The 12,164-nt window shown below is 69.3% G+C and carries 12 protein-coding genes; 6 read left to right on the forward strand and 6 right to left on the reverse strand.

Features of this window, described 5'->3' with window-relative positions; all coding sequences use genetic code 11:
• The first annotated feature begins 96 nt into the window (after nt 1–96).
• Nucleotides 97–546, forward strand: a complete 450-nt coding sequence (locus ACZ6DT_RS29505; RefSeq protein WP_465601335.1) for a helix-turn-helix domain-containing protein — start codon at nt 97–99, stop codon at nt 544–546.
• Nucleotides 547–597: 51 nt separating this feature from the next.
• On the opposite strand, the gene ACZ6DT_RS29510 is transcribed toward ACZ6DT_RS29505, so the two are convergent.
• The gene (locus tag ACZ6DT_RS29510; RefSeq protein ID WP_465601338.1) at nt 598–1,083 is read right to left on the reverse strand and encodes a carboxymuconolactone decarboxylase family protein; all 486 of its coding nucleotides are present in this window, start codon (nt 1,081–1,083) and stop codon (nt 598–600) included.
• 171 nt (nt 1,084–1,254) lie between these two features.
• On the opposite strand from ACZ6DT_RS29510, the gene ACZ6DT_RS29515 reads away from it, so the two are divergent.
• From ACZ6DT_RS29515 to ACZ6DT_RS29530, 4 genes are all read left to right on the forward strand, one after another.
• Complete coding sequence (locus ACZ6DT_RS29515) at nt 1,255–2,136, forward strand: RNA polymerase sigma-70 factor (RefSeq protein WP_465601341.1); 882 nt, start codon at nt 1,255–1,257, stop codon at nt 2,134–2,136.
• 220 nt (nt 2,137–2,356) lie between these two features.
• A complete protein-coding gene (locus ACZ6DT_RS29520; RefSeq protein WP_465601344.1) occupies nt 2,357–3,205 on the forward strand; it encodes a PspA/IM30 family protein in 849 nt (282 codons plus the stop codon).
• A gap of 73 nt (nt 3,206–3,278) precedes the next feature.
• Nucleotides 3,279–4,262, forward strand: a complete 984-nt coding sequence (gene pspM, locus ACZ6DT_RS29525; protein ID WP_465601347.1) for a phage shock envelope stress response protein PspM — start codon at nt 3,279–3,281, stop codon at nt 4,260–4,262.
• A 508-nt stretch (nt 4,263–4,770) separates the two neighbouring features.
• On the forward strand, nt 4,771–6,414 hold the full coding sequence (locus tag ACZ6DT_RS29530; RefSeq protein WP_465601350.1) for an amidase family protein: 1,644 nt from the start codon (nt 4,771–4,773) through the stop codon (nt 6,412–6,414).
• Here the strand turns inward: ACZ6DT_RS29530 and ACZ6DT_RS29535 are convergent.
• From ACZ6DT_RS29535 to ACZ6DT_RS29555, 5 genes are all read right to left on the reverse strand, one after another.
• Nucleotides 6,374–7,423: a quinone-dependent dihydroorotate dehydrogenase gene (locus ACZ6DT_RS29535; RefSeq protein ID WP_465601353.1), complete on the reverse strand. Its 1,050-nt coding sequence runs from the start codon at nt 7,421–7,423 to the stop codon at nt 6,374–6,376. The genes ACZ6DT_RS29530 and ACZ6DT_RS29535 overlap by 41 nt on opposite strands.
• A 23-nt stretch (nt 7,424–7,446) precedes the next feature.
• Complete coding sequence (locus ACZ6DT_RS29540) at nt 7,447–8,007, reverse strand: GNAT family N-acetyltransferase (RefSeq protein WP_465601356.1); 561 nt, start codon at nt 8,005–8,007, stop codon at nt 7,447–7,449.
• Between the two features lie 377 nt (nt 8,008–8,384).
• A complete protein-coding gene (gene add, locus ACZ6DT_RS29545; RefSeq protein ID WP_465601359.1) occupies nt 8,385–9,434 on the reverse strand; it encodes an adenosine deaminase in 1,050 nt (349 codons plus the stop codon).
• A 126-nt stretch (nt 9,435–9,560) separates the two neighbouring features.
• On the reverse strand, nt 9,561–10,364 hold the full coding sequence (locus ACZ6DT_RS29550; protein WP_465601360.1) for a DNA-formamidopyrimidine glycosylase family protein: 804 nt from the start codon (nt 10,362–10,364) through the stop codon (nt 9,561–9,563).
• Between the two features lie 6 nt (nt 10,365–10,370).
• Entirely contained in the window at nt 10,371–11,237 is an 867-nt protein-coding gene (locus tag ACZ6DT_RS29555) for a ParA family protein (RefSeq protein ID WP_465601363.1), read from the reverse strand.
• 109 nt (nt 11,238–11,346) lie between these two features.
• Here ACZ6DT_RS29555 and ACZ6DT_RS29560 point away from each other — a divergent pair, with 109 nt between their 5' ends.
• Nucleotides 11,347–12,081, forward strand: a complete 735-nt coding sequence (locus ACZ6DT_RS29560) for a methyltransferase domain-containing protein (RefSeq protein ID WP_465601365.1) — start codon at nt 11,347–11,349, stop codon at nt 12,079–12,081.
• Nucleotides 12,082–12,164 lie beyond the last annotated feature (83 nt).

Raw genomic sequence — 12,164 nt, forward strand, 5'->3', positions numbered from 1 at the left:
GCGTTCGCCCTTGGCGTATTGCCGTGTCAACACCTGCGCCCGGGGCACCGCTCTGGGTAACGTAGGGGATAGTCAGTCCTGGAAGGGAGGCGCGTGATGACCGTGCTGTTGCGCGAGGCGATCGGCGACCGGCTCCGACACGCCCGCACGAACCAGCGTCGAACGCTGCGGGACATCTCCCGCGCCGCCAGGGTGAGCCTCGGTTACCTGTCCGAGGTCGAGCGCGGGCAGAAGGAGGCGTCCAGCGAGCTGCTGGCGTCGATTTGCGAGGCCCTGGAACTTCCGCTGGGCGAACTCCTGCACAAGGTCGCGGCGGACGTCTCGGCGATGGACAACGTCGAGGTCGCCCCGGTGGACGAGAAGGTCGAGGCGGGCAAGCGGCGTGCTCCGGAGCGGAAGAACGCCGAAGCGGGCGAGCTCGAAGGCGGCCGCCTGGTGTCCGAGCTCATCGGCAACGATCTGGCCGACCTGCGGATCTCGCCACCGCCGCGGATGAGCCCCGCACTGCGGACGACCATCTCCGCACCGAAGATGGTCGCCGCCTAGCAAGGTTGTGCACGGAAGAGGCCCCAGGCAGTCCGCCTGGGGCCTTTCCCGTCAACTCGCGGTGTTGTCGAACGTGCCCGCCTGGTACGAGCCGCCCTTGGTGTGCGTGATGACGAGCAGCCGGTTGGCGGCGTTGATCATCGCGACCAGGTAGACCAGGGCGGCGATTTGATCGTCGTCGTAGTGCTTCCGCACCTGGGCCCAGGTCTCGTCGGAGACACCCTGGTGCGCGTCGGCGATCCGGCTGCCCTCCTCCGCGAGCGCCAGCGCGGCCTGCTCGGCGTCGGTGAACACCGTGGATTCGCGCCAGGCGGCGACCAGGTTGACGCGGACCGCGGGTTCGCCGGCGGCCGCCAGGTCCTTGGCGTGGGCGTCGACGCAGAAACCGCAGCCGTTGAGCTGACTGGCCCGCAGCGACACCAGTTCCTGGGTGACCTTCGGCAGGGTCGAACCCTTGATGGCCACACTGACTCCGGCGAAGCGCTTGCCGATCTTCGCGCCGAGCTCGTTGCTGTTCAAAGCGAAACGGGAATCCATGATCTCGTCCTCATTCGTGGTCGTGTGCTGAACCGGACGACCACCGGATGCCGGGGGTCCGGCCGCTCTGACAGGAGCGGGACGTGACGTGCGCCACGGCTTCGACGTGGCAGAAATCGAGGGGACGCGGCGTCTGGTGGGCACACCTTCGCCAAGGAACAGGAGCCGTCCATGTCCGACACCGCCACGGAGGCGTTCGTCGCCCACCGGAACCTGCTGTTCACCGTCGCCTACGAGATGCTCGGCTCGGCCGCCGACGCCGAAGACGTCCTCCAGGAGACCTGGCTGCGCTGGTCCGGAGTCGACCTCGGCACCGTGGAGCACCCGCGGGCGTACCTGGTCCGCATCACCACCCGGCAGGCGCTCGGCAGGCTGCGCACGCTCGGCCGCCGCAAGGAGTCCTACGTCGGCCCTTGGCTGCCCGAACCGCTGCTCACCAGCCCGGACGTGGCCGAAGACGTCGAGCTGGCCGACAGCGTCTCGATGGCGATGTTGCTGGTGCTGGAGACCCTCACGCCGACCGAACGCGCGGTGTTCGTGCTGCGTGAGGTGTTCGACGTGGCCTACGGCGAGATCGCCGAAGCAGTCGGCAAGACCCCGGCCGCGGTTCACCAGATCGCGCACCGGGCCCGGGCGCACGTCGCCGCCCGGCGGCCGCGAGGTGCCGCGTCCCCCGATGAGACCAAGGATGTCCTCGACGCGTTCCACCGCGCCGTCCGGACAGGTGACCTGCAGGGGCTGCTCGACGTCCTCTCGCCGGACGTCGTCTTCCTCGGAGACGGCGGCGGAGTGGTGCAGGCGGTGCTGGAGCCCGTCGTGGGCGCGGCCATGGTCGCGCGGCTGCTGGCCGCCGGCGTCGCGGTCCGCGACGAGGCGACGACGATGCGGACGGCGCAGGTCAACGGACGTCCCGCGCTGATCCTCCGGCTCGGTGACGAGGTCGACACCGTCGTCGCGCTGCGTGTCGACGACGGCCTCATCACCGGGCTCTACGCGGTGCGGAACCCCGAGAAGTTGTCACGGATGGAACAAGAGACCGTTCTGCGCCGCTGACTCCGGCCGTTTTTCACCCACGGTCACCGGACGGTGAACCGAAAGGTCGTGGACATCACAGTCAGGGGGATCCCTGAATTCCGTCGGGGTCGCCTGGAACGCGGGACGCCGACCTGACACGATGGAACTCAACGCCGGGGTCGGGACGTTGCAACATCACAGAGGGGACGCCCCACCTCGAGGTAACAGCCCGTGGGATGCGAGAAGGCAGGCGGAGGAGATGGCCAACCCGTTCGTGAAGTTCTGGAAGTACATGATGGCGGCGTTCTCGTCGAAGATCGACGAGCACGCCGACCCGAAGGTACAGATCCAGCAGGCCATCGAGGAGGCGCAGCGCAACCACCAGGCGCTGACCCAGCAGGCCGCCTCGGTGATCGGTAACCAGCGCCAGCTGGAGATGAAGCTGAACCGCCAGCTGGGCGACGTGGAGAAGCTGCAGGCTTCGACCCGCCAGGCGCTGGTGCTCGCCGACGAGGCGCGTGCCAAGGGCGACGAGCAGAAGGCGGCCGAGTTCGAGAACGCGGCGGAGAGCTTCGCCGCGCAGCTCGTCACCGCCGAGCAGAACATCGAGGACCTCAAGACCCTGCACGACCAGTCCCTTCAGGCTGCGGAGCAGGCGAAGAAGGCCGTCGAGCGCAACGCGACCATGCTGCAGCAGAAGCTGGCCGAGCGCACCAAGCTGCTTTCGCAGCTGGAGCAGGCGAAGATGCAGGAGCAGGTCTCCGCTTCGCTGAACCAGATGAGCCAGCTGGCCGCGCCGGGCAACACCCCGTCGCTGGAAGACGTTCGCGACAAGATCGAGAAGCGCTACACCACGGCGCTCGGCTCGGCCGAACTCGCACAGAACTCCGTCCAGGGCCGGATGATGGAGGTCCAGGCCTCCACGACGCAGTTCGCGGGGCATTCCCGCTTGGAGCAGATCCGCGCGTCCATGAAGGGTGACTCCGTCGCTCAGGTGACCGACGGCAAGACCGCCGCCGCGGCGCCGAAGGCGTCGTCGGGCTCCGCGGACATCCAGCGTGAGATCCAGGCACGGGTTCAGGCCGAACAGGGCAAGAACCCCGCCTGACACACCACCTAGAGCCGGTCCCGCGCCTCGCGGGGTGCGGGACCGGTCTCACTTGACGACAGGGGCGAGGGCAATGGGCCAGGGCAGGCGCAAGGACTTCGGGGAGTTCACCGCCAAGCTTGAGAAGCACATCGAAAAGCTGCCCGACTACGCCCAGCGCGCGCAGGAGAAGCTGCAGCGCTACATCCCGCCCTCCGAGCAGGGTTCTTCGCGGCCCGCTCAGCCGGCGCCGCCCAGGCCGCGCCCGCAGATGCCGCAGATGCCCGCCATGCCGAAGATGTCGCAGCAGCTGACGTCGATGGCCGCGGGCCAGATCCCGGTCGTGGCCGACGCCAAGGCCAAATGGGCGCGCTGGAACGAACCAGCCGCCAAACTGGAGCGACGCAAGCGCCGGACCTCTCGCGCGCTGACGTTCTGGATCCTCCTCACCATCCTTTGTGGACTGTTCGCCGTCGTCGCGGGCACCGGCCTGCTGAAGGCCGGTGAGGCCGACATCCTCCAGGCCATCGCGGGCGGCGCGTTCACCATCGTCTTCGGCACCTTCAGCGTCCGGTCGGGATTGCGACTGCGGGAACTCAAGCGCACCGTGCTGCCCGCCGCGCCCGCCGCTCCGCCTCCGCTGCCCCCGGCGCGGTCCGTCGCGCGGGAGCCGATGGAGCGCCTCGCCGAGAGCGAGGCTTCGCTGACAGAGCTGCTTCGCCAGCTTTCGCAGCCGACGTCGCTCGGCACCATGCCGGTGTCGGAGATCGCCGTCGCGGACGCTCGGACCACCGCCACCGAGGCCGCGCAGGCCCTGCGCGGGCTGGCGGGCCGGATCCAGGCCATCGAACGCGGACGGGACGCCGCACCCGAGCGGGAACGGGGCGCCCTCGACGCCGCCATCAAACAACTGCGCGTGCAACTCGACGACGGTCTCGACGGCTACGGCGGTCTCGTCGCGGCCGCCGGGCACACCGTCGCCGCGAGCTCGGACGGCATGATGTCGTCCAAGGAGCAGCTGTCCGACGCGACCGACAAACTCGCCGGATTGGCCATGGCGCTGCGCGAGCTTTCCTGAGTTCGGCCGCGGTGGGTCGGCAGCGCCCGGTAGGTCCTTTCCCAGTACATGAAGGCCCCCTTCCTTGCGCCTAGGTACAGGAAGGGGGCCTTCATGTACCTCACCCGACATCAGGCCGCAGGTCACGCAGTAGGTGCCTGAGAGAGGGCTCGCTAGAACCCGAATCGCCACTCACGACCCACCGCAGCCGGAATGCCTCCGGATCCGGCGTACTCTCGCCAGGAGAGCCATCCTGAGCAGGCGCTTTCCTGGACCATCGTCTCATTCGTCGTCGCTAATACTCCATTGCGTAACGACTCGCTCACTGTGCGATACCGAAATGCTCGCGTAACTCGAAACCGCTGGTGGCGGCAACGCGCGATGCTTAACGTCTCTTACATGCACGAAGTGCTCTTCCCAGCTCGGGCCTGAACCCAGCCCGCGTGAGCGGGCGTCCCAGGGTGGCGGACCGGACACAGTGGATCTCGCGCAGTGGTCTTTCTCGTCCCCACCGAGGAAAGGACGCCCAGTGACGACGCTTCCCCCGGAACCAGAACCGACCCCCGCCCCGCCTCCCAGTTCCTACCAACGCGTCATAGCGGCCTACGACCGGATCGCCGAGGTCGACCGGCCCGACGTGTGGATCACCCTCCGCCCCGTGGAAGACGCCCTCGTCGACGCCAAAGCGGTCGATGAGCGCGTTCGCATGGGGGTGGACCTGCCGCTCGCCGGGACGCTGATCGCGGTCGCGGACGTCCTTGATGTCACTGATGTCGCCGGTCTTCCCACGGCGGGGGAGGACGTCCACTGTGTCGGCGCCCCCTCGGTGTCCCGGTTGACCGCGGCCGGAGCGGTGGTGATCGGCAAGACCAACTGCGATCGGTTCGGCAGCGACCTCGAGCGCACCCGCAGCCCGTACGGCGCCGTGAGCGCGGCGCTGAACACCGCCCGCGTCTCCGGGAGCGCGAGCAGTGGCGCGGCCGTCGCCGTCGCGCTCGCGCTGGTCGATCTGGCGGTCGGCACGGATACGGCGGGAGCGGGCCGGGTGCCCGCTTCGCTCAACGGGATCGTCGGGCTGAAACCGACATTGGGCCTCGTTCCCAAGACCGGGGCCGCACCGTGCGCGGGGATCTCCCTGTTCGCGCGCAGTCTCACGCTGGGACAGCGCGCGCTGGGACTGATGACCGGCCCCGACGGGATCGACCCGCTCGCCAGGGACTGGCCCGCCGACGTCCGGCTGTCCGCGGGGGATCGGCCGCGCGTGGCGATCCCCGGCTCCGACACCCTCACCGGTCTGTCGCTGCGATCCCGGTCCGTCTTCCTCGGCGCGGTTTCGGCGCTGCGGGCGTCCGGGGCGCTGGTCGAGCCGGTGGAAATCTCGGCATTGCTGGCGGTGGGCGAGCTGATTCACGACGACGGCTTCACCGCGGACAGGCAGCGCGTCGCCGAGGCCGGGATGATCGCGCTCCGGATGCTGTCCGAGTACGACGCCCTGGTCCTCCCGACCGTCGCCGACCATCCCGAGGTCGCCGAAGCGTTGTCCGACCCGGAAGGTGTCACGAAACGCCTTGAGCGCTTCACGGCGTTCGTCAGCCTGCTCGACCTCGCCGCGGTCACGGTGCCCGCGTCGCCGTCGGATCTCGGACCGTACGGGGTGTCGGTGGTGGTGCGGCCGTTCGACGACCAGGTCGCCATCGACCTCGCCGCCGTGCTCACCGACGAACAGGCCGACTTCCCTTATCCCGCACCGGGTGCGGATCTCGTGGTGTTCGGCGCGCATCTGCGCGGGCAGCCGCTGAACCGATGGCTGGTCACCGCGGGGGCGCGGTTCACCGGGCTGGTCCAGACCGGCGAGGGCTACCGGATGGTGTTGCTGCCGACCGATCCGCCGCAGCCGGGGGTGGTGCCGGTGAACGCCACGGGCGAGCACACCATGCTTTCGGGTGAACGCTGGCGGCTATCGCCCGCAGCTCTCGGTGCCTTCGCGGCCGCGCTGCCCACCCCGTTCGTCCTCGGCCGGATCCGGCTGGAGAACGGGGAGACGCCGCTGGCCGTCCTGTGCGACCAGTTCGCCACCGCGAAAGCGACGGAGCTGACGAAGTACCGGTGCTGGCGTGCCTACCTGAGGTTCGTCAGTACGGCCGGGCCGCGAGACCTCGGGCGACCCGCTTGACCAGACCGGGGCCGTGCAGGGCGAAACCGGTGTAGAGCTGGACGAGACCCGCGCCGGCGTCGAGCATCCGTGCGGCGGCGCCGGCGTCGAAGATCCCGCCGACGCCGATGATCGGCAGCTTGCCGCCGGTTTCGTCGTGTACGAACCGCACCACCTCGACCGAGCGCGCGGTCAGCGGGCGGCCGGACAGTCCGCCCGCCTGCGCGCCGATGGCGGCCTCGGGCGGAGCGATCCCTTCGCGGGACAAGGTCGTGTTGGTCGCGATCAGCCCAGCGACACCGTGTTCGAGGCAGACCTCCAGCAGTTCCGCGAGCGCTTCGTCGGTGAGGTCGGGGGCGACCTTCACCAGCACCGGCGTCGGCTTCGCGTCGCCGGCGAGTTCGGCCGAGGTCTTCCGGAGTTCGGAAAGCAGTTCGGCCAGCGCGGATTTGTCCTGCAACGCCCGCAACCCCGGCGTGTTCGGGGAGCTGACGTTGAGCGCGAAGTAGTCGGCGTACGGGTACAGCGCCCGCAGCGAGAAACGGTAGTCCTCGACGGCCTCGTCGAGCGGGGTCACCTTGGACTTGCCGATGCTGACGCCGAGCGGAACCGGCGGCTTCCCGCCCGCGGCGAGGCGGGCGGCGAGTGCTTCGGCGCCTTCGTTGTTGAAGCCCATCCGGTTGATCACCGCGTCGGTCCCGGCGAGGATGAACAGCCGCGGTTTGTCGTTGCCCGGCTGTGGATGCCGGGTGACCGTGCCGACCTCGACGAAGCCGAAACCGAGCGCGGGCCACGCGTGCAGCGCACGGCCGTTCTTGTCCATCCCGGCGGCGAGGCCGACCCGGTTCGGGAAGCGGAGACCGAGGAAGGTGACCGGATCGTCCGTCCGGTAGACGCGGCCGAGCGCGCCGAGCGCGGGGGAGACCCGGCTCAGCCTGGCGAGCGTGCCGATGGTGCGTTCGTGCACGGTTTCGGGGTCGCTGCCGGAGACCCGGTAGAGAGCGGGGCGGACGATCTTGTCGAAGAGCACGGCCCCATCATGCCTGGTCGCCGCTAGCCCCTCGCCTTCCACTCGTCTTCGAGCATCGCGAAGACGAGTTCGTCACACCACTCGCCCTTGACGATCTCGTTCTGCCGCAGATGCGCCTCCTTCTTCATGCCGAGACGTTCCATCAGCGCGGCGGAAGCGGTGTTGCGGCCGTCACAGCGACCGATGATCCGGTGCAGTCCGAGGTCTTCGAAGCCGAGCCGGAGCAGTTCGACGGCGGCCTCCGCGGCGAGCCCCTTCCCGTGGTGATCGGGATGGAAGACGAAACCGATCTCGCCCTGGCGGCGTTCGCTGCTGAGGTATTCGAGGTTCAGGTCGCCGATCAACTGCCCGGTCTCGGTCAGTTCCGCGGCCACCGCGAGGAACTGGCCTTCCTTCGACAGGCTGCTGCTGTGCACCCGTTTGGCGAGCGCGGCGGCGGATTCTGCCCGGCTTCGCGGGCCCCAGTAGAGGTAGCGAGAAACGTCGGCGCGGGACTGGAAGGAGTTGAGTCCGTCGAGATCCGCCGAGGTGAAGGCGCGGAGTGTCAGGCGCTGGGTGATGATCGGGAAGTCGGGCCGCAACATGGCGTCAGGCTATCCAGTCGGAGGGGTTCCGTGGGCGGAACAGCGGCGGACGGTGTTCCAGGGCGGCGGGTGGTCCCTCGGGCCTCGCAAAAGGGCCATATCCCGGATATGAGGGTACCCCCGAGGCGGCTCCCGGACGCCGGAATCGGCGGCCGGGCCCGAGCCGGACCGGTGCTCGGGAACCTCGGGGGCCCGGTGACTGCCTGGTATTCGCTATCAGGCAGCACGCGAAGCAGAGACGACGAGCCGAAGGTGGCTCCAACTTGCGTTGTATCGCTGCTCAAAGTCCTACGCGTGCAGTCCGCTAGCGGACAGTCACCTCACGAGTCCTGTTGGAATACAACTTTGGACCACCTCCTCTCTCGTGTACCGCCACGCTATGCGAGGACTTCGGGGTCCTGCAACAAGATTTCTTGGATCTCTGTCACCAGGACGGCCTTGTCCGCCGAAGGCAGAAAAGACGCTTCCACGGCGTTCTTCGCGAACAGGGCGATTTCGGTCGCGTTCAGGCCCAGGGTTTCGGCGACCGCCACGTACTCGCCGTCGAGGGTGGCGCCGAACATCGGTGGATCGTCGGTATTGAGCGTGACCACCACGCCGTGGTCGAGCAGCCGCCGCACGGGATGCGCCGCGACCGAGGCGAACTGCCCCGTCCGGACATTCGACGTGGGGCAGACCTCCAGCGGGATCCGGTGCACCGCAAGGTATTCCAGGAGCGCCGGATCGGTGTGCGCGCCGACGCCGTGCCCGATCCGCTCGGCGCCCAGATCGTGCACCGCCGACCAGACGGTGGCGGGCCCGGTGGTCTCGCCCGCGTGCGGGACGCTGTGCAGCCCCGCTTCCCTGGCCGTGGTGAAGAACGGCGCGAACTGCGCGCGGCCGACACCGGCCTCGGGGCCGCCGAGACCGAAGGACACCAGGCCCTCGGGGCGTTCGCGGAGCGCGAACACGACCGTTTCACGCCCGGCGACGACCCCTTTCTCGCCGGGAATGTCGAAGCACCAGGCCAATTCCACCCCGTGGTCCGCCCGTGCCGCCGCCCGCCCGGTGGTGAGACCGGTGAGGAGGTCGTCCGCCGACATCCCGTCGAGAACGTGGTTGTACGGCGTCACCGTCACTTCGGCGTAGCGGGCGTTCTGTGCGGCGAGATCGGCCGCCAGCCCGGTGACAAGGGTGTGGATGTCGCGGGCGTCGCGCACCAGCGACGTCACCGCCAGGTAATTGCGGAGGAAATGCGGGAAGTCGCGGAAGGTGAAGAACTCGGCGAGCGCCGCGGGGTCGGTCGGCACTCCTGCGGACGGGCGGCGCCGGGCCAGTTCCAGCACTGTGGGCAGGCTGGCCGAACCGACGAGATGGAGGTGGAGTTCGACCTTCGGCAGGGCGTGCACGAACGCGCGCAGCGCCTCGCCCGTGAGGATTCCGGGCATGACAAAGCTCCCTGGGGAAAGAAGTGAAGGTGACGTGCGGTGGAAGCGGGCGACTCAGGGAGCGAGGTCGCCGCGTTCGGTGTCGGCCCCGTAGAGCGGGAGCTTGAACAACGTCACCAGGCCAGCTTAGCGGCTCGGAGCGGGGCCGGACTGGCATTTCGGGCAGAACCAGGTCGGCCTCGCCTGGTATCCGGCACCCTGGGGCGCGACCCGGAGCGGTCCGCCGCAGCGGAAGCAACCTTGTTTGGTCCGTTCGTAAACCCAGTGTTCACGGCCGCGGCGCAGATCGCCGGTGGTGGTCTGCGAGGTGTGCCAGGCGTTGGACTTCAGCAGCTTGCGCCCCAGTGCGACGGCCTTCGCCGGGTCCACTTCGGACACCGGCGTCCATGGGGTGATACCGAGCAGGAAGCACATCTCGACCTTGTACATGTTGCCGATCCCCGCCATGATCCGCTGATCCAGCAGGGCGTCGCCCAGTTCGCGATCCGGGTCCGCGGCCAGCGCGGCCGCCGCCCGCTCCGCGAGTTCGTCCGTCCACTGTGGATCGAGCAGATCCGGGCCGAGGTGCCCGACCAACCGGTCTTCCTCTTCCGTGGGCACGAGTTCGAGGTCGTGCACGCGGAAACCGATCGCCTGCAGATCCTCGGTGGCGAGGATGACCCTCGCGTGATGCGCCGGGCTGCGCCAGCGCGCGCCTGCTCGGTAGACGGCCCACTTACCGTCCATGCGCAGGTGACTGTGCAACGTGATCCCGTCGGAGAGCCGCGTCAGCAGATGCTTGCCGACCGTGCCGACGCCGAGCACGACACGTCCGGCGAGATCCGTCGTGGCCAGCTGAGGGACCCTGAATTCGCCTCGCAGCAAGGTCTTCCCGGCCAGTGCCTTGTCGAGGACCTTGCCGGCGAGGAAGACGGTGTCGCCTTCGGGCATCGGCGATCAACCCGTGCCGGTGTCGCTCAGCTTGGCGGGCTTTTCGGTGGCCTCCGGCCCTTCGTCGCCGCGGACGCGATGCCGTCCGGCCCGGCTCGAGCGCAGGACCTTCGCCAGCACCATGTTGAAGGTGAGCGCGATCTCCTGCGCGCCGGGGGAGTGCCATTCGTGGATCGGGCTGCACGCGCCCTGGGCCTGCTGCACCGCGAGCCGGTCCGGGATGGCCGTCGGCATCACCAGCGGGCCGAAGTTCTCCCGCAGTTCGGCCAAGCGGAACTGGTGCTCGTAGGAACGCACGCGGAGCTTGTTGACCACGACACCGATCGGCCGCAGCCCCGGGTTCTGCTCCTCGCGGATCTTTTCGATCGCCTCGAGCGCCCGTCGGGCGCCCGAGACGGCGTACATCGTCGGCTCGGTGACGATCAGGGCGCTGTCCGCGGCCACCAGCGCGGAGCGGGTCAGCCTGCCCAGCGACGGCGGGCAGTCGAGGATCACCAGTTCGTAGGGTTCCTCGCGCAGCGGGTTGGTGTGCAGTTCGTCGAGCGCGCGGGAGAGATTCTCCAGGCGGCGGTTGTCGGCGTCGGGTTCGTTGAGCATTTCGAGCTCTTCGGCGCCGACGAGGACGTCGATCTGGTCGCTCCACACGCTGGGCGCGATCGCTCGTTCGAGCACCGAGCGCACCGGCGTCTCCAGGACGTCGGCCAGCGTGCGATCGGTGAAGGGCGGGTCCAGCGAGGTGGTGGCGTTGCCTTGCGGGTCGAGGTCGGCCACGAGAGTCCGGGCACCCCTACGCAGCGCGGCGGACGCGACACCGAGGGCGACCGTCGTTTTACCGACGCCACCCTTCAGGCTGAGAACAGCGACCGTGTGCACTCGATACAGCCTACGGGCAGTCGGCGGGGCGGCTCCTTGGCAAGGTGTCGAACACCGCATCGGACTACACCCCGCGGCGCCCGGAAGGCGGGCATTACCCTGTGCGTTTATGAAGACGGACACCGTGGCCACGCGAGGATCGGGGGCGGTTCGCCGGGTTCTCGAAGCAGAACTCCGGGCCGCACGGGCGCGAGGCGCGCAACAGCCGCACGTCGTCGACGTCGGCGGCGGCAGCGGCGGCTGGGCGGTGCCGCTCGCCTCGGCGGGCTGCCTGGTGACCGTCGTCGAGCCGAACCCCAACGCGCTGGCGACCCTGCGCCGCCGCGCCGAGGAAGAGGGCGTCTCCGGCAGCATCACGGTGGTCGCCGACGACTCCGACGCGCTCGGCGCCCACGTCGCGGACAGCTCGGCCGACCTCGTCCTCGCGCACGGGCTGCTCGAAGTCGTCGACGACCCGGCGGCGGTGCTCGGCGCACTGGCCGCCGCGGTCAAACCCGGCGGCGCGGTCTCCGTGCTGGTGGCGAATCGCCACGCCGCGATCCTGCAGCGTGCGCTGGCCGGGCGGCTCGGGGAGGCACGGGAACTGCTCGGGGCCGAGAGCGGCGTGCTCGGCGGCGGCCGGGAGACCGTGCTGCGGCGCTTCGACGCCGAGGCCCTCCGCGCGCAGCTGATCGACGTGGGGCTCGAGGTGACGTCGCTGCAGGGCGACGGCGTCGTGGCGGACTTCGTGCCCGGTGGGGTGCGGGAAGAGGATCTGGCGGAGTTCGAGCTGGCGGCGGCGTCGGTCCCGCCGCTGCGGGACATCTCCAGCCGGCTGCACTTCCTGGCCCACCGCCCGGCCTGACCCGGGGGTCCGGGGTGGGGAAGGGCCGTTTCTTTGTGGAGTTTTGAGGACAAGAACATTCTCCGCCCCCCACGAACGAAAAC

It is taken from the genome of Amycolatopsis sp. NPDC041971 (assembly GCF_055588925.1).

What these genes read in the sequence shown, in the direction of transcription:
- ACZ6DT_RS29505 (WP_465601335.1), top strand. Translation starts at nt 97, where the DNA reads ATGACCGTGCTGTTGCGCGAGGCGATCGGCGACCGGCTCCGACACGCC.
- ACZ6DT_RS29510 (WP_465601338.1), bottom strand. Translation starts at nt 1,083, where the DNA reads ATGGATTCCCGTTTCGCTTTGAACAGCAACGAGCTCGGCGCGAAGATC.
- ACZ6DT_RS29515 (WP_465601341.1), top strand. Translation starts at nt 1,255, where the DNA reads ATGTCCGACACCGCCACGGAGGCGTTCGTCGCCCACCGGAACCTGCTG.
- ACZ6DT_RS29520 (WP_465601344.1), top strand. Translation starts at nt 2,357, where the DNA reads ATGGCCAACCCGTTCGTGAAGTTCTGGAAGTACATGATGGCGGCGTTC.
- pspM (WP_465601347.1), top strand. Translation starts at nt 3,279, where the DNA reads ATGGGCCAGGGCAGGCGCAAGGACTTCGGGGAGTTCACCGCCAAGCTT.
- ACZ6DT_RS29540 (WP_465601356.1), bottom strand. Translation starts at nt 8,007, where the DNA reads ATGTTGCGGCCCGACTTCCCGATCATCACCCAGCGCCTGACACTCCGC.
- add (WP_465601359.1), bottom strand. Translation starts at nt 9,434, where the DNA reads ATGCCCGGAATCCTCACGGGCGAGGCGCTGCGCGCGTTCGTGCACGCC.
- ACZ6DT_RS29550 (WP_465601360.1), bottom strand. Translation starts at nt 10,364, where the DNA reads ATGCCCGAAGGCGACACCGTCTTCCTCGCCGGCAAGGTCCTCGACAAG.
- ACZ6DT_RS29560 (WP_465601365.1), top strand. Translation starts at nt 11,347, where the DNA reads ATGAAGACGGACACCGTGGCCACGCGAGGATCGGGGGCGGTTCGCCGG.